A 26,372-nucleotide genomic window follows, 5' to 3' on the forward strand; every position below is an offset into this window, starting at 1 on the left:
ACCATGCTCACAGATGCAATCGTATTCATCTATTTACCAGCACTTCCCTAGGAAATCAATCAATCCTTCTCAGGAAGCGCTGTTTTTTCTTCGTTCAAATGCATTGTGAATACTGTCCAGCGCCTGCCTGATCCGGTGTCGGGGCGCACCGATGTTCATGCGCATGAAACCACTACCTTCCCTGCCATAGGAAATACCGGGGTTCATACCGATCCCCGCCTCAAAAATGAGGAACCGTTTGAGTTCGTCGTCACTCATGTCCAACTTGCGACAATCCAGCCACAACAGGTAAGTACCCTGTGAAGGAACCAGCTGAATTTCCGGCAGATATTCAGCCAGGTATTGTCGTACCATTTCTCGCGTGTCTGCGAGATAGGTCATCAGTGCATCCAGCCATTCTTTTCCTCCCCGGTATGCTGCTTCAAACGCCGCCACACTGAATGGATTGGCAGCACTGACATGTGTCATTTCCAGTTGATTCCGAATCGCTGTCCGATATTGTGGATTGGGAACAATCAAAGCAGATAAATTAAGTCCCGGAATGTTGAAAGTTTTGCTGGGTGCGACAGCAGTAATAATTGATTCTGGAGAATCAGCCAGGCTGGCAAGGATATAATGCTTATTTCCCGGATAAATCAGGTCAGCGTGAATTTCATCGGATACGATGATGAGTTGATGCTGTCTGGCAATATCCAGCAACCTTTCCAGTTCCGGTCTGCTCCACACCCGACCAACTGGATTATGCGGAGAACAAAATAACAGCATGCGCGCGGTGGCAGCCTGCTGTGCCAGATCGGCAAAATCCATGCCATAGCACCCTTGTTCTTGTTGCAATGCATTGTTCAGCAGCTTTCTGCCAGTTTTTTTGACCACCGAGAAGAACGGATAATATACCGGCGGCTGAACGATGACAGATTCATGTGGCTCGCTCAGTGCAAGAATTGCCGTACTCAATGAAGGGACTACTCCGGGACAGAGTATGATCCACTCCCGCTCTACTCTCCACCCATGATGTAATTTCAGCCAGTCGATCAACGCTTCATACAGACTGTCAGGAAAAAGTGTATAGCCATAAACAGGGTGGACAGCGCGTGCAGTCAGCGCTGCAGTCACCGCTGCCGGAGCGGCAAAATCCATATCGGCTACCCACAGTGGCATGACGTCCGAGTGATCGAACATTGCCTGGCGGCCGTCATATTTCGTACTGCATGTCCCGGTACGATCGATTTCGCGGTCGAAATCGCCACTCAAACGATTTTCTCCCAGATTGTTACTTCTGACAGTGTATGCTGAAACTTGTGCCGGGTTTCACGAATCACGAAAGGTACTTCACGTGGCGCTCCAATCAACCGGAAATGTTTACCCAATATTTCTTTCAGGCCGTCCAGCGTGGTGAAATTCTCACCATCCCGTTTGAAACCACCAATCCAGTATTCCCGTCGGGTGTGCTCCTCCAGCCAGGTATAAGGTGATGCAATCAGCAGCATTCCCCCTGGATTCAGTCGCTCATGCACCATGGTCAAGAATTTGGCAGGTTCATACAAACGGTCGATCAGGTTGACTGCCAGAATCAGATCGTAACCTGTCAGTATCGGTTTGAGATTACAAGCATCCCCCTGGAAAAACTCGACCTTGTGCCTGACACTCTCCAGATTCAGCCCTGCAAGCGTACGTTCCCGGTAGGAAACCAGTTCCCCCTCATCCACGAGCGTATAACGCAGGATACCATGTTCGGCCAGTGTTACGCCCTGGTTGATGAAACGCGCAGAAAAATCGACACCGGTGACATGGTCGAAATGTCGTGCCAGTTCAAACGTCGCACGCCCGGAAGCACACCCCAGATCGAGCGCTCTGCGTAGCGGATGAGTGCCCATCGCAGTAATAGCCAGCTCGGCCAGTGCCACCGGGAAATTGGCCACCCCGAAATAAGTATCGCCATAGTGGAACTCGGCGTACTCCGACAGCAGTTTATCGGTTTCATAGTGCGAACTGTGATGAGTGGCAGGCATATCGGAAATCACATAGCGGAATCCTGCATGCTGAAAAAAATGTCTGCGGAAAGCATAGCGTGATGCCCGGATGGATTCATTGCCGCACGCAATCCATGATCCTCCTTTGAGGAGATTGTGCCGATCGTCAAAGGTGGGAGTCGTAAAATCATCGTACAACGGATGTACTTCAAAACCGGTAAAAGGATAAATCGGTGTTTCCGTCCACTGCCAAACGTTACCTGTGATATCGAAGAACTCACCCTGCTGAAATTCATCCACCGGACAGCTGGAAGCATAATGATCAAGATGAATATTACCTTTTGCCGCTTCCATATGCGGGACATCGGCCAGCCCTGCGACATCATACAAACGGTACCACTCGTCTTCAGTAGGTAAACGTACCGGCTGCCCGGTTGTTTTCTGCTTCCAGTTACAGAATGCCTTGGCTTCGTGGTAATTGACTTCCACTGGCCAATTCCAAGGCATGGGTACTTCCTCCGTCATGAGGCGTAACCACCATTGATCGCCCTCCCGGACCCAGAAAGTCGGACAGGCCGTATCACTGAACTGCCGCCATGCCAACCCTTCTTCTTCCCAGTAATCATCCGTTTCATATCCTCCTGCTTCCACGAAACCAAGAAATTCCTGATTACTCACCAGATAACGACTGGCCTGAAAAGCGGAAAGTTCAGCCTCATGATGACCATATTCATTGTCCCATCCATAAACAGGATCTGTCTTGTCTTTGCCTAAAACCACCTTTCCTGCCGGAACCGGAACCATCTCGTTTTCCGGTGCATTTCCACTATTGCGACAGGGTGTCCAACCGGAATGAGATTGTACATATCTGAGTTTATGCTGACGGATCAGTACGGAAGAAGTTTCAAGATGGATACGTTCGTGCTCCACACCCATCACGATTGCCCACCATGGACTTTCCCATGAAATGGGCAATGTCAGCGGCAAGGAGCTGATAAGCGCATCCACCTTGTCACGCATGGCGCGGCGATAAGCCATAACTTCCTCAACCGTCGGCCAGTCATAGTGGGCCGTATTCAGATCATCCCAGCTCATTTCATCCACACCCACCGCAAATATGGATTCCAGTCTTGGATCGATGCGTTCCGTCAGTACTCCAGCCAACACCAATTTGTTGACAAAAAAAGTAGCGGTATGTCCCAGATAAAAAATCAGGGGATGACGCAATGACATCGGCCTGTCGTAATAAGCCTCTTCACTGCGCAAGGTCTCGAATAACTGCTCATATCTGTCCAGGGTAGTGTGAAAATATGCGCGCAGCTCTACACGTTTAGCTTCAATATCTTCGCCATTCAACCATGGCGTCCTTTGGAAAAGTTCAGGTTTGGAAGACATAAAACAACTCAAGATAATAATCTTGTTGTATTTGGAAAGGGCCGATTATACCGCCACTCACTGGCTGGATCATTCTGTTAAAGAAAACATACCATGCTGAACAAGAGCTTCTGATTACAAAATCAAATTCTACAAGCGGCTTGAAATTTCACGGTTACATCATATAGTAAGGTCATTCCCACCTATTTTATTCTCAGGAGATGACATGCGGTTTGACAAATTCACCACCAAGTTTCAGCAGGCACTCGTCGATGCGCAAAGCATGGCGTTGGGTCAGGATCATCCCTATATCGAACCGCAGCATCTGTTGCTCACCCTGATGCAGCAGGAAGACGGCAGTATTACTTCTCTGCTGCAACGTGCCGGTGTGAATGCCCAGCCATTGCGCCAAGCGCTGACACAAAGCCTGAAACTTCTGCCCAAAGTGGAAGGTACGGGCGGAGAAATCAATGTTTCCCGGGATCTGGCCAATCTGCTCAATCTAATGGACAAGGAAGCACAAAAAAGAGGGGATCAGTACATCGCCTCGGAAATGTTCCCGCTGGCAGCGCTGGAAGACAAAGGAGAAACCGGGCGATTGCTGAAACAATACGGAGCGACACGCGTTGCGCTGGAGCAAGCAATCGATTCCATACGCGGCGGAGAAAAGGTAACCGATGCCGAGGCGGAAGGCAGTCGCGAGGCATTGAAGAAATACACACTGGATCTGACTGAGCGCGCGCGTTCAGGCAAGCTTGATCCCGTAATCGGACGCGATGATGAAATCCGACGGACGATTCAGGTACTGCAGCGACGCACCAAAAACAACCCTGTCCTGATTGGCGAGCCCGGGGTCGGAAAAACAGCAATCGTGGAAGGACTGGCACAGCGCATCATCAACGGGGAAGTACCTGAAACACTGAAAAACAAACGGGTGCTGTCACTGGATATGGCTGCACTGCTGGCAGGTGCCAAATACCGCGGCGAATTCGAGGAACGGTTGAAAGCTGTGCTGAAAGAACTGGCGCAGGATGAAGGCCGCACCATCGTATTCATCGACGAACTGCATACGATGGTGGGAGCTGGCAAGGCAGAAGGTGCCATGGATGCGGGCAACATGCTCAAACCGGCGCTGGCACGCGGTGAGCTGCACTGCGTGGGTGCAACCACCTTGGATGAATACCGCAAGTATGTTGAAAAGGATGCAGCACTGGAACGCCGTTTCCAGAAAGTGCTGGTGGATGAACCCGGTGTTGAGGCAACGATTGCCATTCTGCGCGGCCTGCAGGAAAAATATGAATTACACCATGGCGTGGAAATCACTGATCCGGCCATCGTCGCAGCGGCTGAACTCTCCCACCGCTATATCACTGACCGTTTTCTGCCGGACAAAGCCATTGATCTGATCGACGAAGCTGCAGCACGCATTCGCATGGAGCAGGATTCTAAACCGGAAGTCATGGACAAGCTCGATCGGCGCCTGATTCAACTGAAAATCGAACGCGAGGCCGTCAAGAAAGAAAAGGATGAGGCTTCTAAAAAACGCCTGGCATTGCTTGAAGAAGAAATCAGCAAACTGGAGCGGGAGTATGCCGATCTGGACGAAATACTAAAAGCAGAGAAATCTCGTGCAAAAGGTTCACAGGAAATCAAGGAAGAACTGGATAAACTGCGCCGTGAAGAGGAAACCGCTCGACGCAAAGGGGATTTGCAAAAAGCTTCTGAGCTGCTGTACGGTCGCATTCCGCAGCTGGAAACACAGCTTGCCGAACAACTCCATCACGCCGAGTCAGCTGAGGAAGCTGTGCAACCAAAATTATTCCGTACCCAAGTAGGTGCCGAAGAAATCGCCGAAGTTGTTTCGCGCGCAACCGGCATTCCGGTTTCCAAAATGATGCAGGGTGAGCGTGAGAAACTGCTGTTCATGGAAGACAAGTTACACGAACGTGTCATTGGCCAGGATGAAGCCGTTAGACTGGTTTCCGATGCGATCCGTCGTTCCCGCTCCGGGCTTGCCGATCCCAATCGCCCTTATGGATCTTTTCTGTTTCTGGGACCGACCGGGGTGGGCAAGACCGAGCTGTGCAAGGCACTGGCAGGGTTTCTGTTCGATTCCGAAGAACATCTGATCCGGGTAGACATGTCCGAATTCATGGAGAAACATTCAGTCGCACGTCTGATCGGAGCGCCACCAGGATATGTTGGTTATGAGGAGGGCGGTTATCTGACCGAACAGGTGCGACGCAAGCCCTATTCCGTCATTTTACTCGATGAGGTGGAAAAAGCACATCCGGATGTGTTCAACGTCCTCCTGCAGGTGCTGGATGACGGACGGATGACGGATGGTCAGGGACGTACCGTGGATTTCAAGAACACGGTTATCGTCATGACCTCCAATCTGGGTTCACAAATGATCCAGCAAATGAGCGGAGATGATTACCAGGTCATCAAACTGGCAGTAATGGGAGAGGTCAAAACTTATTTCCGACCCGAATTCATCAATCGCATTGACGAAGTAGTCGTTTTCCATGCACTGGATGAAGCGCATATCAAATCGATTGCCCGGATCCAGCTGAGCAATCTGGGTAAAAGACTGGCACAAATGGAAATGAAGCTGGTAGTCTCGGAACAGACGTTGGCCAGGCTGGCCGAAGCCGGCTTCGATCCGTTATTCGGTGCGCGGCCACTGAAACGGGCTATCCAGACTCAGATCGAAAACCCGCTGGCAAAAGAGCTGCTGGAAGGCCGCTTTTCTGCCGGAGATACCATTCTGGTGGAATACAGTAACGGCCACATGCAGTTTACTACGCAACATTAAACTGCCTCATGAGCATTGCTGAAGTTGAATGAAGGCAGATCGTTTCAGGTAGAATAACGATCATTGTTTTCAGATGGATAATATGCCATGTTCAAAGGTAGCCTGGTAGCTATTGTCACACCCATGCTTGAAGACGGGGCACTGGACCTCGACAGGTTTTGTGCCCTGATCGATTTTCATATCGAACAGAAAACGGATGGCATCGTCGTAGTTGGCACTACAGGCGAATCCCCTACCGTAGATTTTGATGAGCATCACCTGTTGATCCGTACTGCAGTCACCCACGCAGCCGGACGCATTCCGGTCATTGCCGGTACTGGCGCCAATTCGACGCGCGAGGCAATCGAACTGACGGTATTTTCGAAAAATGCCGGCGCAGACGCTTGCTTATCCGTAGCCCCCTACTACAACAAACCCACCCAGGAAGGGTTGTACCAGCACTTCAAGGCAATTGCCGAAGCGGTGGACATCCCGATGATTCTGTACAACGTACCGGGGCGAACCGTGGCAGACATTGGCAACGATACTGCATTACGACTCGCACAGATTCCCGGTATCGTCGGTATTAAGGACGCTACCGGCAATATTGCACGGGGGTGTGATTTATTACAACGTACCCCGGCTGGTTTTGCGATCTACAGCGGAGATGATGTCACAGCACTGGCACTGCTGCTGCTCGGCGGTCATGGCACCATCTCGGTGACGGCCAATGTCGCCCCCCGGTTGATGCACGAGATGTGCACCGCTGCCTTTGCCGGTGATCTGGCCCGGGCGCGGGAAATCAACACCAGGCTATTCAGGCTGCATATTGATCTGTTCGTCGAAGCCAACCCGATTCCAGTCAAATGGGCCGTAGCAAGAATGGGATTGATCAACGACAGTCTGCGTCTGCCATTAACAATTTTATCCGACCAATATCACGAACTGATCAGGAAAGCCATGCTCCAGGCTGGCATTACGGTTTAAAGGTTTACCATGCGCAATAAGCATCTGGCAACGCTTCTGATTGCAAATATCACACTTGCGGCTCTCATTCCAGGTTGCAATCTATTACCTGAGAACAAAAAGATTGATTACAAATCGGCAGGTAAACTCCCGCCACTTGAAGTTCCGCCTGATCTGACCAGCCCCGAAACAAATGACCGGTTTGCCGTGCCGGATGTAGATGCATCCGGCAGTGCCACATTTTCAGACTACAGCAACGCACGCAACGGACAGCTGAGAGACCGACCAGGCTCACCCGTACTCTCTGCCACTGCTGTGCAGAATGGAATTCATATCGAACGCTCCGGTACACAACGCTGGTTGGTCATACCCCGTGAACCTGCCGCAGTATGGCCGATTATCAAGGAATTCTGGCAGGACATGGGTTTTCTGCTCAAACTGGAAGCACCTGACGTGGGAATCATGGAAACCGACTGGGCGGAAAATCGCGCCAAAATTCCTCAAGATATTATCCGAAGTGCATTATCGACTTTCCTGGATGGCCTTTATTCCACGGCTGAGCGCGATAAATTCCGAACTCGCCTGGAACAGGAGCAACCTGGCGTAACTGAGGTTTATATCAGCCACCGCGGCATGATTGAAGTACTGGCAGATCGCAACACCAGTCGTACCATCTGGCAACCGCGCAAATCCGATCCTGAGCTGGAAGCGGAAATGCTCAGTCGTCTGATGCAACGCTTTGGTATAGATGAAGAACGTGCAACTGCCGAAGTTGCCGCCAGCAGCATAGTCGAGGAACGAGCATTCCTGGACAAAACCCGTAAAGGCGTGTTGATCATAAAGGAACCGTTTGATCGTGCATGGCGACGAGTAGGAAACGAACTCGATCGGATCGGCTTTACCGTGGAAGACCGGGATCGTTCGAGTGGGATCTATTTTGTCCGTTATATCAGCCCCGATGAAGAAACCCGCAGAGCGGCTGAAGGTAAAGGTTTACTCTCCAAGCTAGCTTTCTGGTCAAGTGATACTGATGATAATAAGGATTCTTCAGCGGAGAAATATCAGATCAAAATAAGCGAGGTCGGTTTGAATAGTGAAGTCAGCGTGCTCAATGCGAATGGCGTTGCCGAAGGTTCAGAAACTGCTCAACGCATACTTAACCTGCTACGCGAACAACTCAAGTAAGCATAGGAACAGTATTATTTAACGGGCCATGCACTATCTCCTGAAAGGTATCCGGCAAGCTCATCAATATAAGGCTTAACCCAGTTTCTACGTCCAGCTACCTGCTCAAACAGTAACTGTGACTGGTTCACCCATAAAAAAACCGCCTTTCAGGCGGTTTTATTTTTGAAGCTTTTATAGCTTAGTGCTTAATGCCCTTCCGGAATACCAGTTTCACCTTCTTTCAAGCACTTACCATTTCCGTCAATGCCGTGCGGGCATTCTATTTTTTGACCGGATATGATTTTCTCGTAATTCTCTTTTTCTGATTCAGGAAGTGCCTGATTAGGACGTCCACATGCTACCAGCAGAAATGCGGTGGCGATAACAGCTGCGTAAGCAAATTTCATTATAAAAGTTCCTTTAAAAAATTTCATAAAATCTTGCTGCGGCCGGCAGTATATAACAAAAATATCTCTCGGCTCAAGCTTGGAGAAGCGATCCTGATTTTATCCATGCCGGGAAAAATAAAACCAGCATCCGACACATTGAGACATCTCCTGATGCAGGACTGGACAAATATGCAAAATGAATCTGCGGTACACAGCGAAAAAGGTTAATGCCGCGCAAAATCACGCAACCTAAACCCCAGCATCCAGAGACACGCAAAATAGCCAATCCCTCCCAGCATGACTACCAGCCCCAGTTTTATCGCGCGTTCGGTAGCTGTCAAAACAAACCATTCAGTGCTATTTCCGGCTGCCAACCACAACCCGGCCCCCATTACAATCAACGCGATCAGAATCTTGAATACAAAGCTTCCCCAGCCAGGCTGAGGCTGATAAATCCCTTGTGAACGCAATTTGGAGTAAAGTACCCACGCATTGAGACAAGCACCCAACCCGATGGCCAGTGCCAGACCGGCATGCTTCAGAGGGATTATGAATGCGAGATTCATAAGTTGAGTCGCTACCAATGTCAGAATTGCAACCTTGACCGGGGTTCTGATATTCTGCCGGGCGTAAAAGCCGGGTGCCAGCACTTTCACCAGTATCAACCCAAGCAACCCGACACTGTAGGCAATCAGTGCCTCACGGGTCATCCACACGTCTTCCACCGTAAAGGCACCATAATAGAACAGTGTCGTAATGAGAGGGGTGGCCAGCAATGCCAGTGCTACTGCAGCAGGCAGCGTCAGCAGAAAAGTCAGGCGCAACCCCCAATCCAGCAAACGTGAAAATTCCTCCGTACTGTTCTGCGTATAGTGGCGTGACAGCGACGGCAGAATCACGGTACCCAGCGCCACCCCCAGCATACCCGCCGGAAATTCCATCAGCCGGTCAGCATAATACAGCCAGGAAACACTGCCGGTGATCAGCAGTGATGCAAAAATAGTATTGATTAACAGACTGATCTGCCCGATCGAGACTCCAAATACTGCTGGTCCCATGAGTTTGAGCACGCGCCACGCCGCGCTGCCACGGAATCCAAAACGTAAACGTGGCATTCTTTTCAGGCGCAGCAGAAAAGGTATCTGAAAAGCCAGTTGCAGTATACCGCCAATGAACACAGCCCAGGCCAGTGCCAGAACAGGCGGATCCATCAGTGGCGCCAGCCATAATGCACAACCGATAAAGGAGAGGTTCAGCAAAACCGGGGTCAGGGCAGGCACTGAAAAATGGCCGTAGGTATTCAATATTCCACCTGCGAGCGCCACCAGTGAAATGAAAAAAATATAAGGAAAAGTGATCTGAAGTAACGCGATGGTCAGCTCGAATTTATCCGGCACACTGGCAAAACCCGGAGCACTGATATAGATAATCAATGGTGCTGCCAGGATACCTACCAGTGTAACGATAAATAATGCAATACCCAGTAAGGTTGTCACGTGATCAATGAGCTCCCGGGTCTGCTCATCCGTACGGCTATTTTTATATTCTGCCAGAACAGGAACGAATGCCTGGGAAAAAGCACCTTCCGCAAACAGGCGTCTCAACAGGTTTGGAACACGGAATGCTACGAAAAAAGCGTCGGTCGCCACCCCTGCACCAAATATCCTTGCAATGATCAGATCTCGTATAAAACCAAGGATACGCGAAACCAGTGTCATACTGCTGACAGTGGCCAGTGCTTTGAGCAGATTCAATTATCGGAATATTTTTCGGGATTGGCGAAGCTGGCAGGCTTCAGGATCTTCTGAAATATCCTCGTGCCAGCCGGAAAGAATTAATTCTGGCCGATTATCCCGGATTTCATGACTAAGTGCCAGAACCTGCCGACACATGTATGAGGAATATTTACACCCCTTCTATTTTTCTGAGGCGGATTTTTGGAATGAAGCACCTGGTAGTCATTTCCAAACCAGGTGCTTATTATCGGGAATAAATCGGTGAAAATGAAACAAAGTAGATATCATTAAGAATCAAATCACACACAACTCTCTAACCTCGATTTTCTGCTCCTCCCTAACCACCTGTGTCGCACGTTTGGTTTTGCCGGCACGTGAAGGAACATGGCAGAGTCCGCAGACATGATTAGACTGAATATCCAGACTGTGCACCAGAAAATTACCGGTACATTTGACACAAGACGTAACGGATAACACCTTGCTCTCTACGAAACGCACTAGCGTCCATGCACGCGTAAAACTCAAGATACGCTGCAAATGATTAGCCTCGATATGTTCCAGATACAGTTGATAGCTCTTGATGATCGCATCGATATCGCGAACCTTTGTGTATCGAGTAATGTAATTGTAGATATTGATGAACAATGATGCATGCATGTTGGGCTGCCATCCTGTAAACCAATCCTCCGAATAAGGAAGCATACCTTTGGGAGGAGAGACACCCTTGACTTCTTTATACAGTTTCACGAGTCGTTCCCGGCTGAGTGTGGTGGATGCTTCAAGCACCTGCAATCTTGCTCCCAGACGAACCAGCTCGGTAGCAAGCTGAATCTGTTTACCTTCGGATAAAATACTTTTCCCTTTCATGATTTTTCCTCCTTTGTGCGGGTACTTAGGAAATTTTCTCAGCAGGCAAACCTGCCATGAGTATTGCGGCGTGGGATTGTGTCAGTGCACGATCCTGTTTATGACTGGTAAGTATTTCTGCAATCAGGCTATCATCAAAACGGAATCGACACAGCAGCATGTTGGACCCGGCCATTTTGAGCAACTGGCTGTTGGTCAGTTTGACCAGGATATCAGCTATATCCTCGTCTATACCCAAACGGTACATGGCAGCAACTCTGTCTTCACGCAGCATCTGTTGAGCCAGCAGCAAATAACTGAGATTAACTTCCCTGATTTCATCCAGAATCTGATTTGTCTCCATTTCCACTGCTCCTTTTGATATATACAAATTGAACCGGATTACTCCAAAAATGATGTGTGCATTTTTAACCCGGGAGCAGATACCGTAAAGCGGGCTACCACTATATCTTCAGTAAGAATTTGGCTGGAAAGCTTGTAGGAATTTTTCCTACAGACGAGAAAGATGTTCTCTGCTACTCTTGCATCACCGATACATACGTCATATATATCGGGCATATCAGCGAAAGAACCTGCCACATACTCTGCAGACCCAGGAAGAGATTCAATCCCTCTTGGCTGCTGAAGGCCATTCGTCATGCCAGAAACGGCGATTGAGACTTCTCCACGTATCGGCTGTAATGTTACCTCTGGCAAAGCGCAACAGTACTGCCCCGTCATGATCACTACGATACAGGCGACTGCCGTGCTCAAGATACCGTTCGACTATTTCTGCATGCGGATGCCCGAATCGGCTGCGATACCCCACTGTAAAGATGGCATGATCAGGATCGACCTGCCGCACAAATGCCTCTGACGACGATGACCGGCTGCCATGATGTGGCACGATCAACACGCTGGACGTAAGCTCATGGGCATAGCGTCGCAGCAAATCTTCTTCCGTTATCCGGCCGATATCGCCCGGCAACAATACACTGCCGTGTGAAGTTGTTACTTTGAGTACACAGCTCAATTCGTTGGTTTTACGTTTATGAATCAAGGTATCGGGTTTGATCGGATGCAGAATCTCGAAATGTACTCCATCCCACCACCACGCATCGCCTGCAAGGCAATGACGATTATCGGAAACAGACTGACGAATCGGATGATTATCTTCAATCGAAGTCAGCAATACATCTGTCTTTATTCTCTTCAGTACCGACAATGCCCCACCACTGTGGTCCGAATCAACATGGGAGACAATCATCATATCAAGCGCCTGCACACCCTCTCCCCGCAAGAACGGCAAAATTACATATTTTCCACTGTCATTTTCACCATACCCCGGCCCGGTATCGTAAAGTAAAGCATGATCCCGGGTACGCATCACCACTGATAATCCCTGCCCCACATCCAGTACTGTCAGCCAGAGTTCTCCCTCGGCTGGTTTTTCAGGGGAAACCAGAAATAATGGCACCCCTGCCAGAATTCCCAGCCAGCGTGCAGGAAAACCCGCCGACACACCCAGCCCCGGCCCACCCGGCAGTAACAGCCATATCACACCGAGGGTGGCTGCAATCACACTCCACAAAGGAGGCATCTGCTGCTGCCATGTTGCCAGAGGAAGCTCTCCCAGCCATTCCAACGCCAACATCGTAATCTGAAGAACGGGATAGGCAATCAGCAACAGGAATTCCAGCCCGGGGATAGTCGCCAGCAGTGCCAGCGGTACGATGATGAAGCTAATCACAGGAATCGCCACAGCATTGGCGATGGGCGATATCAGTGAAATCTGCTGAAACAGAATCAACAGCAGCGGAAACAAACCAAGCGTAATCGCCCACTGGATGCGTATCCAGCCAGCTACCGCCCCCGGCCGGCCAACCCTACCTGATACAACCAGACAAATCAGCGCAACCGCCGCAAAAGACAGCCAGAAACCCGGCGCAATCACCGACCAGGGATCCAGCACCACAACCAGTAACAACACCCATCCCAACACTGGCAACGTGCGCACACGCTGATTTCTCCAGAATGCCACCACGATGATCGCCATCATGAACAGTGCGCGCCTCACAGGCACAGCAAAACCAGCCAGCAGCGCATAGCCGATTGCGACACTCAACCCGCATACCAGCGCGAACTTACGGGCAGGCAGCCATAACGCCAGACCAGCATATCGCCAGGCCCGGTACGCCAGCAGAAATACCATCCCGGCCAGCAACGTAATGTGCGAACCGGAAATCGCCATGAGGTGGCTGGTACCGGTACGGGTAAAAATCTCCCATTGTTCCGACGGAATAGCCTGCTGATCGCCCACTGTCAGCGCAATCAGCACTCCTGCATACGGATAATCCGCCAGATAACGTTGAAACTGGCTGCGAATTTCATCTCGTTTGCGCTCGAACAAATAAGCCGGGTGAATCTCCTGAACATTGAGTCGCCTGTTACTCTCCCCTGCCCGCACATATCCTGTTGCGCGCACATTCCGTTCAAGCAACCTGGCTTCATAATCCGCAACATGCGGATTGGCACTGCCATGCGGACGCTTCAACCGGACAGTCAACTGCCAACGCTCACCCGCCGTGATTTGAGGCAAATTCCCTCCATCACGCCTGCCATCGCGATACCAGGAAAGCTGAACATGGGCAGGCACCGCAGCATCCGGCATCAATACCCGTTCGACTTCGAACCGGAAACGCATACTCTGCCGGGTAAGTTGCGGCATTTCCGTAACCACCCCGACCACCACAATATCCTGCCCTTCCCAGATAGAAGGAAGATCATCCGCCAGCCTGACCTGTGCCCATAGCGCCGCCCAGAAAAAACCAGCACCCAGCATGACAGCAAACAGGAGACATCTACCTGCCAGAATGGAAAAACGTGTCTGAAACTGACAAAGTACCAGCACCGCCAACGCTGCCGGCACCAATCCGAATGCCCAATAAAATTCCGGCAGAACCGGTTGCTGCAACAACCAAAGCGCACCGAATACAAATGCAAGACTGTAGATCCCGATTAACACTGATTTGATACCAACAAATAACCGCCCGGCAAGCCCCGACTCAAGTATCAGCCAGCCTGGAGAATAAAAATACTTACAGTGTTAACGTCAGGATGAATAACATCCAATAAAAAAGTATTCTTATATTTATTCAATTTAACTAAGAATGAACCGTTGACTTAATAACGCCAGCTCTTATAAAAATAACCTAATAGAACTTGATACTACATAAACCATACTTCTTTTGTATGATGATTGAATTTGAACTATCCCAATACTACAAACAATGATTCAAGATATTCTAGACAACCTCCTCCATCTTTATTCTATAGACACTAGGCCGTGGATAGTCGGATACAGTGGCGGCAAAGACAGTACCATGATCGCCTCATTAGTTTTTGAGGCGGTTATAACTCTACCGCCAGATCTACGTAAAAAAGAAATTTGCATAGTTTGTACTGACACGCGCGTCGAAATTCCAGCTATTGTTAACCGAGTTCAAAACGAGCTAGATCATATGAACATCTGCTCTAAAGAGCATTGCTTAAATATAACCGCGCATTTATTGAAACCACCGGCACAGCAATCTTTTTGGGTCAATATTATCGGTCGCGGTTACCCGCCACCTAACCGCAATTTTCGATGGTGTACTCAGCGTCTCAAAATTGACCCAGTAAGTGAATTTATTCGAAATAAACTTGGTCATTGGGGAGAGGCCATTATTATATTGGGTGCGCGGCGTAATGAAAGTGGTTCACGAGCTCAGACATTAGATGCTCGTGCTAAAAATGAATTTGGTCTACGCCGTCACGACGATCTACCACGTTGTTGGATCTCCACACCTATCGAGCATCTATCTACATTTGATGTATGGGATTACCTTATAGAACGCCCTTGTCCGTGGGGTGGAGATAATCTAACTCTGTTTCAGCTTTATAAAAAAGCCTCTGGGGGTGAATGCCCATTGGTTGTAGACCAATCTACTCCATCCTGCGGTAACAGCCGATTCGGGTGCTGGACCTGTACTGTAGTGGAGCGGGATAAGGCGAGCGAGGGGCTTCTAGCCACCGGGGATCAACGAATGGAAGCACTGCTCCACTTCCGAGACACCCTGATGCATTATCGCGACCCTGAGAATGGCTTCCGGGATATGGTTCGAAAGAACGGGCAGGAGGGCCCCGGTCCATTAAAAATAGAGGCTCGCAAAGAACTCCTATCGAAGTTATTAGCTTTGCAAGAGGAATCAGACCTACCCGTCATCAGCGAGGAAGAACTCCACTGGATTCAGACTTATTGGAATAGTGCGCGTAACCCGGATGACGGCACGGGAGTCGTAAACATCATCTTTCAACAGAAGGGAGACACCATGCCGGATAGTAGAGACGATGCGGAACTGAGAGATATCGAGCAAAGAGTAGCCAGTGAAAAAGAAATTTCCCTAGAAACGTTGCGACGCCTGATTGCCAAAGTTGAGGAATACGGTGAGAGCCATCGCGCCGTCGGCCTACCCGATGAGCTGCTACAGATTTTACAAGATGATTTGAGGGAGCGTCAGATAGAAAAGGGCGAAGTGTATGCCTGAGGTATACATCGACTCCCTCACTATCAACAATTTCGGGCCGTACTATGGTGAGCATACTTTCGAATTCGGGACCGAAGGACGTCGTCATGCCACGCTGATTGGCGGTAAGAACGGCACAGGCAAGACTCACTTGCTCCGAGCACTCTACTTAGCTACAGTCGGCGAAAGTGGTGCCATTGACCTGAAGAAGGTTGAATCCGGTTCGGATGCTACCCGATTCGAATTGGCAGAATCGCTCAATAGACGTGCCAAGTCCGAAGGCCAGGATAGCTGTTTGATGACGCTCAAGCTAAGCCAGCGCGACGATACCGGCAGCATCGGCCGTACCTTGACCCTAGTCCGCCAAATTCGCTGGCGAACCAACTCGCCACCAGTCTTCACCTCCAAGGCTAATTTATCCGGGGATTCCCAATGGATTGAAGACGAAGACAAGGTTAAGAAACTGCGCGATGCCTTTCTTCCGCGACATCTGACACGATTTTTCTTCTTCGACGCCGAACGTAGCCAGAGCATCCAATTAAACGAACGTGAAATCACCGAAGGCATCAGCCGGGTTCTAGGGCTCTATGCCTACTCGGAGCTTGAAGAGGATTTACGCCAACTCACTGCCAACAAGATACCGAAAGTTTATGGGATTGGTTCTGAAGCAGAACGCCGTCTAAACGACATCACAGCCGACATTCTTCGTTCAGAATCCAATCTGAAGACGCTAACCCTGGATGAATCCGATCGGAATCAGGAACTCCAAGACTCATCTTCCGAGCTGGACGAGGTTGAAGATCAACTTAAGACTATTGGTGCTGTTGACCCGGAAGAATTAGCCAAAATCAGAAAGAAGCGGGAAGACATTAAATCTATTAAGGATAAGTTAGAAGCCAATCTCGGGTCTGCCTGGGAATCCACACTTCCAGTATCGCTGCTAGGAAAGTTTCGGACCGAATTGCACGACTACCTAATCCAAGAAGAGCGCCGCCGAGAATTTGAAAACCGTAAAGCCAGCGTTGAGCCAAAGATTCCCCAAGTAAAACGCGCTGTCTTCGAGAATGTCCCGCCCAATCTAGCCCTGGACAATCTCCACCGCATGTTCTACGAACGCCAAATTGATAAGGCCCTCCAGAGCCTGTTCAATCCTCCACCAGAAGGCATGTCTGAGAAGATTTTTGTAGTGCCAGAACGAAACGAACTCAGCATCCAGATTCGAACCAGGCTCTGTACCCAGTCAGCAGTAATCCAAGGACTAGCTAACATTTGCCGGGATCTGGAGCGCAAGACCTCCGATCTCCGAGAACTCGACCAAGCATTGAAAAACCTCACATCTGACAGTACCGCCATCGCGCTCGGTAATGAACTCCGTGAGAAACGCGGATTTCTCCTCAAGCATAAGGAACAAATCGAAGCTAAACGGGCTTCTATCCAAGCCGAGCGGGTTCAGATTGATCGAAAACTCCAAGAGCTGCGCAAAGAAGAAACCATTCTCTCTGAACAGGTACAGAAAGTGCAGAAGGGTCGCGATCTCAACAGCCTGGCCCATCGCTACCGTGAAGCCGTCAGTCTCATCAAATCCAGTGCAGCTGTATCGCTCCGGGGAAAGATTGCAGCTATCGTCGGCGAGCTCTGGCTCGACATCACCGATCGTGGCCTAGAATACGTCGGCATGGAATTCGACCAACACTGGAACTGCTTCCTCAAGAAGCAGGACGGTAGCAGGGTATCTTGGGAGACGGCCAACACTTCCGCCGGCCAGCGTCAGGTACGTATCCTGGCTTTTACCGAAGCCCTGCGCCGCCTGGGCCGATTCGTGACACCGCTAGTAGTCGATACACCACTCGGCCGCCTAGACAAGGAAGTACGTGAAAACGTCCTGAAGCGGCTCTATCTATCGGGCCATCAGAGCATCATTCTGACCACCAACGCGGAAATTGATCCAAAGAGCGACCTTTTTGACCGGATAGCCTCGCACCTATCCAGAGTCTACACCCTGAATCCTGAAGGTGATCCGGAATCAAACACCTACCAGGTTCGGGTTACCAATGATTATTTCAAGCGCGTGCTGTAAGGGCAAAAACTATGAGAATAAAAACCAGTGCAGTAGTAGGCAATTTCCTGGAAGCTACCTGGAGCCGGGTACACGCCCCCAATAAGGCCGTCCTTGGCCGTGCCGGGATGTTCTTGGCATTAGGGGAAGGAGTGCCCACGGGTTTCAAGGTTGCCGACTCTCACGGCATCGAACTGGCCGAAGAGACCATCCTCGGGGAGGACCTTGCACCAGTTGTCCGGGCGTCCCTGAATTACCGCTACGGCTCCACTCTGGACGAAAACGGCTACAAACAAGCCTTCCGCCTCTACTTCGAATATGGCTGCCACCGCCTCATACACATCTGGGATGAGTACAACAGTGACCCCATAATGTTCACTTCGGAACTTATTAAAATGGCCAAGGCCGGTCCGGAGCTCGTCAGTGGCGATAGCTCAACCACCCAGCCCCTAGCTATCGTAGATCATCCGGTGCGCGTCAAGCTACTTGCTGATATGGATCCCTGGATCATTAACACCGCCGGCGGCAACTGTCTCACCGTCATTTCCGGTAGGCCGGGCTCAGGGAAGAGTCAGCTCGCCCTGGATCTGTTAGCTCAAATATCGCGCCAGGGCGTCCGTTTCCTCTTCTTCGACCTTAAGGGCGAACTGGAGGAGGATTCGTCCAATTCGCAGCAGACCCAGACCAGGAACAACTTCCTTCAGATTACCGGAGCCAAGTACATCCGTCTAATTTCAGAAGGGCTACCTATCAACCCACTATTTCGCGGACGAACTGACGCCGAGAATGCACAGATTGCCTCCGAGATCGCTTCTCTGGTTGGTGCTTTCGCGCCGCAGCTCGGAGCTAACCAGGAGCGGGCTATCCGTGAGGCTTTTGAAAGCCTTGAGGCGCCGGATTTTCAGGGGTTGGCCAATGAGCTGAAGCAACGCAGCGAAGAAGGGGTGGCACTGTCCGTCATCGACAAAATTTCAAGGTTCAACCTCTTCGCTCGTGCTGATGCAGCACAACCGATGGAACGCTGGCTCAGCTCTTCGCAGATCATCGATTTCAAGCCGCTGGGAAACGACAATGACACCAAGGTCCTTGCCGTTGCCTTTATCCTGAACTGCATCATGCGTCAATTGAATCGCACCCTGGCTATCAAGAACGGTATCCAACCGTTGCAAATGATCCTATTTGTCGATGAAGCGCACCTGCTGCTGCCAAAGGAAGGCAAGTCCGGTCTACTCGGCTCTCTGGCACGCCAAGGTCGCTCCTGGGGATTCCCAGTATGGCTTGCCTCGCAAGACGCGGATGCCTTTCTCACCAGGGGTACGAACGCTACTGACTTCTCTGAACTAGCTGAGTGTGGGATCCACTTTTCACCTCAAACACTTACCGAAAATGAACAAAAACGCATTCTTGGACAAGTATTATACAAACCTCTACAGAAGGGGGAAGCCATACTTCGATTGTCTGGCAAGATCTATACGAGCACTGCTCGACAACTCTGGAAAGATAACGGAAGCCTGCCAAAATAGACTTTCAATAGATCTTAGTCTGGATCTTGGAAGCTAAAGCACTAAATATATTAAATGGAAGTCAAATAAAATCAACATAGTGCATATAAGCTTATTGTAACCTCAGTTCGGGAGAGTTTATCGGAGTTGATGACCTTAACTGTTTTGTTCCATCGATTGCGATTTCGCCAGTTCAAGAGTTTTTACCTGGCTTACGTATGCCGTCACTTGCAGGCTGAGTTTCCGAAGTTGCCGAGCTATCAACGATGTGTGGAACTCCTGCCCCGCTGTGTAGCTCCTCTGGCAGCCTTGTTCGAGATGCTCAAAGGCCAGTGTGACGGGATTTCCATTGCTGATGCTACCGCGATCGCCGTTTGCGATAACCGGCGTATCGCCCGCCATCGCGTCTTTGCCGACAGCGCCAGACGCGGCAAGACTTCTATCGATATATTGGAAGCCGCCTGTACCGAGTTAGTCGAGACATCATCCCAAGGACAGGACTGCAGCTATATTCGACCAGGCTATCGCCGTCGCCACGTTGAACGCCATATTGTTTACTACCGAATAGAGCCTTTCGGTGTGGCCATCATCCGTATTCTGCACTATCGGCAGGATGTTCTCAGGCATCTGTAATTCCATTTCTAAATCAAAACTAACTTTGTCGGCTTTGCCGGTACGTTAATTCCCCTCAGACACTCTCGGGCTGAAGGCAAGATTATCATTGGGTAAGCTACTCACTGTAATCAGTCAAATCACAACATGAAATCGTTTCTCAACCCACTCATCTTTATCTTTCCCACGCTTCTCGCCACCATCGTATCCTGCACCCTGTTATCAACACCCAACCCCGCGGTTTCAGTCATCAGTTCAGTGGTCTTTGTTTCCGATTCCGGGAAGGTAGTACAGGCGATTTATCGGAATGATGACACGGTTACACTCACCTTCCCGGATGACAGGACAGAAATTCTCAATCTTGCGGTTTCCGCCTCAGGTGCACGTTATGTTTCAGGAACGAATGAGTGGTGGGAACACCAGGGAGAAGCCACCTATTCTGTCAATGATGAGCGGGTGTTCACAGGTAGGCTGCAGTACCAACCTGCTAATTGAAGGGAAACCGGGCGAGCGCCCGGTTTTGAAGAGTGTATTACAGCGCTTCAAACACACCGGCAGCCCCCATTCCGCCGCCGACACACATGGTAACCATCCCATATTTGAGTTTGTGACGGCGCAGGCCATTAAGTAGAGTAGCCACGCGAATGGCACCGGTTGCGCCCAGCGGATGCCCCAGCGCAATTGCCCCTCCCAGTGGGTTGACTTTCGCCCGATCCAATCCAAGATCGTTGATTACCGCCAGGCTTTGGGCAGCAAATGCTTCGTTCAATTCGATCCAGTCGAGTGTATCCTGTTGGATCCCGGTCTGTTCCAGCACTTTGGGAATCGCCTTAAGGGGACCTATTCCCATAATTTCCGGCGGCACACCCGCCACTGTATAACCAATGAATCGCCCGATCGGCGTCAGATTGAAGCGCTGCAATGCTGCCTCGCTCACCACTACCACCGCGCCTGCTCCATCTGACATCTGTGAACTGTTGCCGGCAGTTACAGATCCCCGAGCGGCAAATACCGGGCGTAATCGGGCAAGTGCTTCTGCGCTGGTATCTGCCCGAGGGCCTTCGTCGGTATCCCGAACGATAGCTGTATCGTGGATTTCATGCGTATTCAGATCCGGCCGGTTTTCCTGAACGGGGTAAGGTGAAATCTCATCTCTGAATTCACCCTGCTCGATGGCGCGAATTGCGCGGTGATGGCTTTCCAAGGCGAATGCATCCTGTTCCTCCCGGCTGACTTTCCATTGTTCCGCCACTTTCTCCGCAGTAATTCCCATGCCGTAGGCAATGGCCACCTGCTCACTGCCAGGTTTGAACAGCGCCGGATTCATCGCGACCTTGTTACCCATCATCGGCACCATACTCATGCTTTCGGTCCCGCCGGCAATAATGACATCCGCTTCTCCCAGCCGGATCCGGTCGGCCGCCATCGCAACTGCCTGCAGGCCAGAAGCACAAAACCGGTTGATCGTCACCCCCGGCACATTGACTGGCAAACCGGCCAGCAACAACGCCACACGTGCAACATTGATCCCCTGCTCCGCTTCCGGCATGGCACAACCGACGATCACATCCTCGATTGCCGCGGGATCGAGCTCCTCACACTGTTTCAACACTGCCTGCAGCACATGCACCAGCAAATCATCCGGCCGCACATTCTTGAACATGCCCCGTGGCGCCTTGCCTACCGGAGAACGTGTGGCAGCTACGATATAAGCATCCTGCACTTGTCTGGTCATGAGCTTCTCCTTCCATCTTTGAATTTTTGTTTCATTGCGTCCATCTTCCGCGATTCCTAATCATTCCACTCAGTTCCGCAGCGGTTTGCCGGTTTTCAAAGTATGCGCAATACGATCCTGGGTTTTCTCGGTTGCCAGCAATTCAATGAAGGCGGTCCGCTCCAGTTTCAGCAGCCATTCCTCATCCACCCGGCTCCCAGCAACAATATCGCCACCGCACATGACATGCGCAATCTTGCTGCCAATCAGATAATCATGTTCGGAAATAAATCCACCTTCCAGCATATTGACCAGTGTACTTTTGATTGTCGCGATTCCCGTAGCGCCTGCCGCCACAATCTCACGCAGACGCAACGGGGGACGGTAACCTGCCTCAGCCAGTGCAAGCGCCTGGACCTTGGCAACATACAGCAATTCGAGACGATTCATGACAATCACATCAGCAGGTTTCAGATAGTGCAATTCCTTTGCCTGTTCCGCACTCTTCGCCATTTGCGCCATTGCCACCGTCTGAAAATAATGTTTCAGATAAGGAAAAGGATCACCATCAACGGCATTACGCGCAGCACGCAAAGCAAACTCCTTGCATCCTCCCCCGGCCGGCAGCAATCCTACCCCCGCCTCAACCAGACCAATATAACTTTCCATCGTCGTCACCGCACGATCACTGTGCATGACAAACTCACATCCGCCCCCCAACGCCAGTCCATCGACAGCAGCAACGGTGGGTATCAGGCTGTAGCGGAGATTTTGTGAAACCTGCTGAAAATGCGCAATCATCCCCTCCACTTCAGCCAACTTGCTGGCCATCAGCATATCGGCCACATCCAGACTGCGAGCTGCCTGCAGAATGGCCGACTGAGTAGCCCCTCTGATCTGTTTAATGAATTTCTCGAATGCTGAAGGAGGAGCAGGTGGTGCTGGTGGTGCTTCAGTTTTGGGCCGCTCGGTTGCCTTTTTCAGGTTGGCACCCAGTGAAAACGGCGATTCGGTCTGCCAGATCACCAGTGCACGAAAATGGTGTTCAGCTTCGGTAATGGCCTGCTGCATTCCTTGCAGCACCATATTGTCAATCGTGTGTTTTCTGGTTTTGAAACTGACGATAGCGACCTGATCACCGGTATGCCACATGCGTAATGCATCCGTTTCAAAAACCGTTTCACCATAAACGATTTCCTCACCCACCAGTCTGTCGGGAAAAAGCTGACGCCGGTACACTGGCAACTGCGAGCGCGGTTGCCAGCTTTCCGTCACCGGAGCATAAGAACCTTCCTGCGCATGTACTCCCTGAACAACGCCTTGGCCGACTGTCTGCACCCAAGCTGGCAAGGGTATTTCAGCCATGGCCTTGCCGGCAGCGATATCCGCCTCTATCCAGGCGGTAACCGTATTCCACCCTGCTGCCTGCCATATCTCGAAAGGCCCCCGTTCCCAGCCGAATCCCCAGCGTATCGCCAGGTCGAGATCACGCGCATTATCGGCGATCGCTGCAAGATGTACCGCACAGTAATGAAACAGATCCCGGTGAATCGCCCACAGGAATTGAGCCTGTGGGTGCGGGTGGTCATGCAACGCAGTAAACCAGGCTACAGGATCTTTCTGTTTCAGCAGTGCCTCGATTTCACTGTCTACTTCACTCTGTGCTGGCTCATAGGTATCTGTGGCCGGATTCAATACATGGATATCCTTACCCTGTTTCTGATATACCCCTTTGCTACTCTTCTGCCCGAGCGCACCGCGATCGATCAGTTTCTGCAGCCAGTCGGGAATGGCATAGTAAGCATGCCAGGGATCCTCTGTCAGGCCGTTCTGCATGGTTTGCACGACATGCGCCAACACATCCAGCCCGACCAGGTCAGCAGTACGGAATGTTGCACTTTTCGGCCGACCGATCAGTACACCGGTGAGTTTATCCACCAGATCGAACGCCAGGCCGAATTGCCGGGCATGATGCATGGTCGCCAGCATAGAAAAAACCCCGATCCGGTTGGCGATAAAATTGGGGGTATCTTTGGCGCGAATGACTCCTTTACCCAGACTGGTCACCAGAAAGCTCTCCAGTGCATCGAGTACAGTCGCATCGCTTTGCACGCTCGGGATCAGCTCCACCAGATACATGTAACGAGGTGGATTGAAAAAATGGATACCGCAGAAACGCGGTTGCAAAGCTTCAGGGATGGCCGAGGCCAGCTGATTGATGGAAAGGCCGGAAGTATTGCTGGCTAGAACCGCCTGCTCATGCAGATAGGTAGCAATTTTCTCGTACAGCTCCGATTTCAGCTCCAGCCGTTCGGCAATCGCTTCGATCACAAGATCACAATCCCTCAGTTTTTCCAGATGCTGCTCGTAATTAGCCGGTTCGATACAGTTTGCCCGATCGATCACCGATAAGGGTGCAGGTTCCTGCTTCTTCAGTTTCTCGATCGCCTTCTGTACATTAGCATCGGGATTTCCAGATTCAGCCGGCAGTTCAAACAATAAAGTCTCTATGCCGGCATTGACCAGATGCGCGGCAATTTGCGCACCCATGACTCCCGCCCCCAGTACTGCAGCCTTTCTTACGATGAATGGATTGCTCAAGACACCTCCCGCATGATCAGATTTCAGGGCAAATACCACCTGCTCGCAACAAGAGCAGGATCGATCCTGTTAAAAAGATTACAAGCATGAACCCTAAAGAGCAAGCTGTTACTGCCGGGGCTGATCATTCGGCTCGACCATGCCTCACGGGTTGCTCATATGTTCCTGTGCACTAGCAAACAGATATAATTTTTTGCCTGATAGAAAAAGATAAGCCAGCCGCAGACATTCTTTATCTACCGGCCGAGTGAAGGCAGATCAGTTTGAACGAGTGTTCGATCTGCCTGAATAAATATGGAAACAAGTTATTCTCAGAGGAAATCTGGAGGGTCACTTGCTTGCGGATGAAGCATTCACACCAACACGCGCCAGCCAGCTCTTGACATATTCCTGGCCGACCAGACCGGTCTTGGCCTCACGCTGATGGCTCTGGTCATAAAAATAGGTACGCGGCACCTCGCCATACCAGCGCCGATCGATCTCGAAACGCAGGCGTTCCGGCATATCCTCGGCAAACACCCATCGCTCGGTCTTGTTCAACCCATAGTCCGCCAGATGAGAAACGATCTCTGGCTCATCATCCGGCGTATCTGCCGCAATCAGCACCAGATTCAGATCAGGATGCTGCTGCTTGAATTCACCCAGCATTTTCAGTTCAGTTGGACAGTAAGTACATGTCAACGACCAGAGGAACAATACAAACGGCTTGCCTGCATGCTCTTCCTGAATCTGCGCCATACTTCCAAGTACAAACGGACGCACGCCTTCAGTCGCCGATGCAACACCGGCTATCGTCAACAACCAGATAAACAGTAAACGACGCATCATAAATCCCCTTCTGCATTAAAGAAGCGCACTCCATCTCTGGCACTGTTCCACACGACGAGTGGTTTCTGTGCACCGACTACAAATACTGGCAGATCGGCTGCACCACCGGTCGCTGCCACAGCACGAGCCGCTGACCAGGTATCGCCACGATCAGCCGAAACGGAGGCCATCAATTGATAATTATTGCCATCAAATTCGCGCCAGACTAGATAAACCTTCTTTCCGTGCGCAAATACAGCCGGGTAACCCGGCTGAAAATCAAGGTCACCAAATGCGTGCGGTGCGGTCATATTCTCACCGTCGGCACGCCGGTAAAACAATCCGGGATTCTGCGGATTCCCGGTAAACCACGCCAGATGGCGGCTACCGGCTTCATCCACTGCAATGTCGCCGCCATGATGAGGACAGGCATTGATTTCCCAACCATCCTCACTGGCCCGCAACACCCTGGGTTGCGAATCCAGCCGTGCCAGCGCGAAATCACGCATGCTGCCCTCGAACACATGCCGCCAGAACACAACCGGTACCTTATCCGGATCGAGTGTCATGCCGATTCTGCAGCATTCACAGGCATGATCGGCCAGTTTACGATTCGCAGAAAAACTCGCCCCGCCATCTTCCGACACTCCATAGAAAACCGTGGTACCAACATACTTCTGCCCAGCCTTATCAGCTGCATCACGTTCACGTCCATCGAACCAGGCCAGTGTCACCCGGCCATCATCACCCAGTGTCAATGCGCTGAACCCGTGGCTGATTTCGCCCTGATCATCGTTCACAGTTACCGGCTCGGAAAAAGTACGACCACCATCAACAGAACGGGCAAAACGAATATTCCCGGCAAATACCTTCGGCAGCGCCTGTACCCAGGTTACTGCGATCACTCCGTTGCGCACCGCGATCTTCGGCCGGTTCTGGTTTTCTGCAAGAATCGCTTCAGGTTGCAGGTTTACCGTTACACCTTCAGAAAAATGCTTGCCGCCATCTTCCGAATGACTCACCTGGATATGGCCATCCTGCATACGTACCAGCCACAATTTCCCTTTTTCATCAGCCGCTACGGAAACAGCCATGCCGACTGCTTTTGTGCGCATTTCCGCCCACATTTTATTCATATCATGGCCGGACTTTGCTGATTTAGCATCATGCGCATGTTGTTCAGCAGTCACGGTCAGGGGAATCACTGTGGAAACCACAGCAAGTGAAACAGCTGTAATGAAATGTTTTACTGACATCGTCGATCCCTTGA

At 50.8% G+C, this 26,372-nt stretch carries 18 protein-coding genes and 1 pseudogene; 8 read left to right on the forward strand and 11 right to left on the reverse strand.

Annotation, left to right across the window (positions count from 1 at the left end; all coding sequences use genetic code 11):
• Positions 1 to 69: 69 nt before the first annotated feature.
• Entirely contained in the window at positions 70 to 1,251 is a 1,182-nt protein-coding gene (locus tag ABUL11_RS00660; RefSeq protein ID WP_350281937.1) for a PatB family C-S lyase, read from the reverse strand.
• Complete coding sequence (ovoA, locus tag ABUL11_RS00665) at positions 1,248 to 3,365, reverse strand: 5-histidylcysteine sulfoxide synthase (RefSeq protein ID WP_350281938.1); 2,118 nt, start codon at positions 3,363 to 3,365, stop codon at positions 1,248 to 1,250. The genes ABUL11_RS00660 and ovoA overlap by 4 nt, the downstream gene beginning before the upstream one ends.
• A 205-nt stretch (positions 3,366 to 3,570) precedes the next feature.
• Between ovoA and clpB the strand changes: the two genes are divergently transcribed.
• The 3 genes from clpB to bamC all read left to right on the forward strand — a co-directional run bounded on the left by clpB (position 3,571) and on the right by bamC (position 8,292).
• Positions 3,571 to 6,162 (forward strand): ATP-dependent chaperone ClpB, encoded by a 2,592-nt coding sequence (gene clpB, locus ABUL11_RS00670; protein WP_350281939.1) that lies wholly within the window; start codon positions 3,571 to 3,573, stop codon positions 6,160 to 6,162.
• A gap of 87 nt (positions 6,163 to 6,249) precedes the next feature.
• Entirely contained in the window at positions 6,250 to 7,128 is an 879-nt protein-coding gene (dapA, locus tag ABUL11_RS00675; RefSeq protein WP_350281940.1) for a 4-hydroxy-tetrahydrodipicolinate synthase, read from the forward strand.
• 9 nt (positions 7,129 to 7,137) lie between these two features.
• Positions 7,138 to 8,292, forward strand: a complete 1,155-nt coding sequence (bamC, locus tag ABUL11_RS00680) for an NlpB/DapX family lipoprotein (RefSeq protein ID WP_350281941.1) — start codon at positions 7,138 to 7,140, stop codon at positions 8,290 to 8,292.
• Positions 8,293 to 8,480: 188 nt separating this feature from the next.
• On the opposite strand, the gene ABUL11_RS00685 is transcribed toward bamC, so the two are convergent.
• The 5 genes from ABUL11_RS00685 to ABUL11_RS00705 all read right to left on the reverse strand — a co-directional run bounded on the left by ABUL11_RS00685 (position 8,481) and on the right by ABUL11_RS00705 (position 14,270).
• Complete coding sequence (locus ABUL11_RS00685) at positions 8,481 to 8,708, reverse strand: hypothetical protein (RefSeq protein ID WP_350281942.1); 228 nt, start codon at positions 8,706 to 8,708, stop codon at positions 8,481 to 8,483.
• A 179-nt stretch (positions 8,709 to 8,887) separates the two neighbouring features.
• On the reverse strand, positions 8,888 to 10,417 hold the full coding sequence (gene murJ, locus ABUL11_RS00690) for a murein biosynthesis integral membrane protein MurJ (protein ID WP_350281943.1): 1,530 nt from the start codon (positions 10,415 to 10,417) through the stop codon (positions 8,888 to 8,890).
• Positions 10,418 to 10,693: 276 nt separating this feature from the next.
• Positions 10,694 to 11,266, reverse strand: coding sequence for a flagellar transcriptional regulator FlhC (gene flhC / locus ABUL11_RS00695; protein ID WP_350281944.1), 573 nt, complete (start codon positions 11,264 to 11,266; stop codon positions 10,694 to 10,696).
• A 25-nt stretch (positions 11,267 to 11,291) separates the two neighbouring features.
• Positions 11,292 to 11,609, reverse strand: a complete 318-nt coding sequence (gene flhD / locus ABUL11_RS00700; protein ID WP_350281945.1) for a flagellar transcriptional regulator FlhD — start codon at positions 11,607 to 11,609, stop codon at positions 11,292 to 11,294.
• Between the two features lie 261 nt (positions 11,610 to 11,870).
• A complete protein-coding gene (locus ABUL11_RS00705) occupies positions 11,871 to 14,270 on the reverse strand; it encodes a DNA internalization-related competence protein ComEC/Rec2 (RefSeq protein WP_350281946.1) in 2,400 nt (799 codons plus the stop codon).
• A 265-nt stretch (positions 14,271 to 14,535) separates the two neighbouring features.
• Between ABUL11_RS00705 and dndC the strand changes: the two genes are divergently transcribed.
• The 5 genes and pseudogenes from dndC (at position 14,536) to ABUL11_RS00730 (ending at position 20,475) form a co-directional block, all read left to right on the forward strand.
• Positions 14,536 to 15,831 carry a DNA phosphorothioation system sulfurtransferase DndC gene (gene dndC, locus ABUL11_RS00710; RefSeq protein ID WP_350281947.1) on the forward strand — a complete coding sequence of 432 codons (1,296 nt, stop codon included), beginning with the start codon at positions 14,536 to 14,538 and terminating at the stop codon, positions 15,829 to 15,831.
• The gene (locus ABUL11_RS00715; protein ID WP_350281948.1) at positions 15,824 to 17,887 is read left to right on the forward strand and encodes an AAA family ATPase; all 2,064 of its coding nucleotides are present in this window, start codon (positions 15,824 to 15,826) and stop codon (positions 17,885 to 17,887) included. Before dndC ends, ABUL11_RS00715 begins: the two co-directional genes overlap by 8 nt.
• Positions 17,888 to 17,898: 11 nt before the next feature.
• Positions 17,899 to 19,389 (forward strand): ATP-binding protein, encoded by a 1,491-nt coding sequence (locus tag ABUL11_RS00720; protein ID WP_350281949.1) that lies wholly within the window; start codon positions 17,899 to 17,901, stop codon positions 19,387 to 19,389.
• Positions 19,390 to 19,503: 114 nt separating this feature from the next.
• Positions 19,504 to 20,001, forward strand: a pseudogene (locus tag ABUL11_RS00725) (transposase); the annotation flags it as partial.
• 126 nt (positions 20,002 to 20,127) lie between these two features.
• Positions 20,128 to 20,475 carry an MliC family protein gene (locus tag ABUL11_RS00730; protein WP_350281950.1) on the forward strand — a complete coding sequence of 116 codons (348 nt, stop codon included), beginning with the start codon at positions 20,128 to 20,130 and terminating at the stop codon, positions 20,473 to 20,475.
• A 37-nt stretch (positions 20,476 to 20,512) separates the two neighbouring features.
• On the opposite strand, the gene ABUL11_RS00735 is transcribed toward ABUL11_RS00730, so the two are convergent.
• The 4 genes from ABUL11_RS00735 to ABUL11_RS00750 all read right to left on the reverse strand — a co-directional run bounded on the left by ABUL11_RS00735 (position 20,513) and on the right by ABUL11_RS00750 (position 26,358).
• Positions 20,513 to 21,715, reverse strand: coding sequence for an acetyl-CoA C-acyltransferase (locus ABUL11_RS00735; RefSeq protein ID WP_350281951.1), 1,203 nt, complete (start codon positions 21,713 to 21,715; stop codon positions 20,513 to 20,515).
• Between the two features lie 69 nt (positions 21,716 to 21,784).
• The gene (locus ABUL11_RS00740; protein WP_350281952.1) at positions 21,785 to 24,295 is read right to left on the reverse strand and encodes a 3-hydroxyacyl-CoA dehydrogenase/enoyl-CoA hydratase family protein; all 2,511 of its coding nucleotides are present in this window, start codon (positions 24,293 to 24,295) and stop codon (positions 21,785 to 21,787) included.
• A gap of 330 nt (positions 24,296 to 24,625) precedes the next feature.
• Positions 24,626 to 25,123: a TlpA family protein disulfide reductase gene (locus ABUL11_RS00745; protein ID WP_350281953.1), complete on the reverse strand. Its 498-nt coding sequence runs from the start codon at positions 25,121 to 25,123 to the stop codon at positions 24,626 to 24,628.
• Positions 25,120 to 26,358, reverse strand: coding sequence for a sialidase family protein (locus tag ABUL11_RS00750; protein ID WP_350281954.1), 1,239 nt, complete (start codon positions 26,356 to 26,358; stop codon positions 25,120 to 25,122). Before ABUL11_RS00750 ends, ABUL11_RS00745 begins: the two co-directional genes overlap by 4 nt.
• Positions 26,359 to 26,372 lie beyond the last annotated feature (14 nt).

Origin of the sequence: Nitrosomonas sp. (assembly GCF_040256045.1) — a bacterium.
Lineage (GTDB): Bacteria > Pseudomonadota > Gammaproteobacteria > Burkholderiales > Nitrosomonadaceae > Nitrosomonas.

Excerpts from the sequence above, each read along its gene's own strand:
- flhD (WP_350281945.1), bottom strand. The coding sequence starts at position 11,609 with ATGGAGACAAATCAGATTCTGGATGAAATCAGGGAAGTTAATCTCAGT.
- bamC (WP_350281941.1), top strand. The coding sequence starts at position 7,138 with ATGCGCAATAAGCATCTGGCAACGCTTCTGATTGCAAATATCACACTT.
- ABUL11_RS00720 (WP_350281949.1), top strand. The coding sequence starts at position 17,899 with ATGAGAATAAAAACCAGTGCAGTAGTAGGCAATTTCCTGGAAGCTACC.
- ABUL11_RS00735 (WP_350281951.1), bottom strand. The coding sequence starts at position 21,715 with ATGACCAGACAAGTGCAGGATGCTTATATCGTAGCTGCCACACGTTCT.
- flhC (WP_350281944.1), bottom strand. The coding sequence starts at position 11,266 with ATGAAAGGGAAAAGTATTTTATCCGAAGGTAAACAGATTCAGCTTGCT.
- ABUL11_RS00685 (WP_350281942.1), bottom strand. The coding sequence starts at position 8,708 with ATGAAATTTTTTAAAGGAACTTTTATAATGAAATTTGCTTACGCAGCT.
- ABUL11_RS00715 (WP_350281948.1), top strand. The coding sequence starts at position 15,824 with ATGCCTGAGGTATACATCGACTCCCTCACTATCAACAATTTCGGGCCG.
- ABUL11_RS00745 (WP_350281953.1), bottom strand. The coding sequence starts at position 25,123 with ATGATGCGTCGTTTACTGTTTATCTGGTTGTTGACGATAGCCGGTGTT.
- ovoA (WP_350281938.1), bottom strand. The coding sequence starts at position 3,365 with ATGTCTTCCAAACCTGAACTTTTCCAAAGGACGCCATGGTTGAATGGC.
- dapA (WP_350281940.1), top strand. The coding sequence starts at position 6,250 with ATGTTCAAAGGTAGCCTGGTAGCTATTGTCACACCCATGCTTGAAGAC.
- ABUL11_RS00750 (WP_350281954.1), bottom strand. The coding sequence starts at position 26,358 with ATGTCAGTAAAACATTTCATTACAGCTGTTTCACTTGCTGTGGTTTCC.
- ABUL11_RS00730 (WP_350281950.1), top strand. The coding sequence starts at position 20,128 with ATGAAATCGTTTCTCAACCCACTCATCTTTATCTTTCCCACGCTTCTC.
- clpB (WP_350281939.1), top strand. The coding sequence starts at position 3,571 with ATGCGGTTTGACAAATTCACCACCAAGTTTCAGCAGGCACTCGTCGAT.
- dndC (WP_350281947.1), top strand. The coding sequence starts at position 14,536 with ATGATTCAAGATATTCTAGACAACCTCCTCCATCTTTATTCTATAGAC.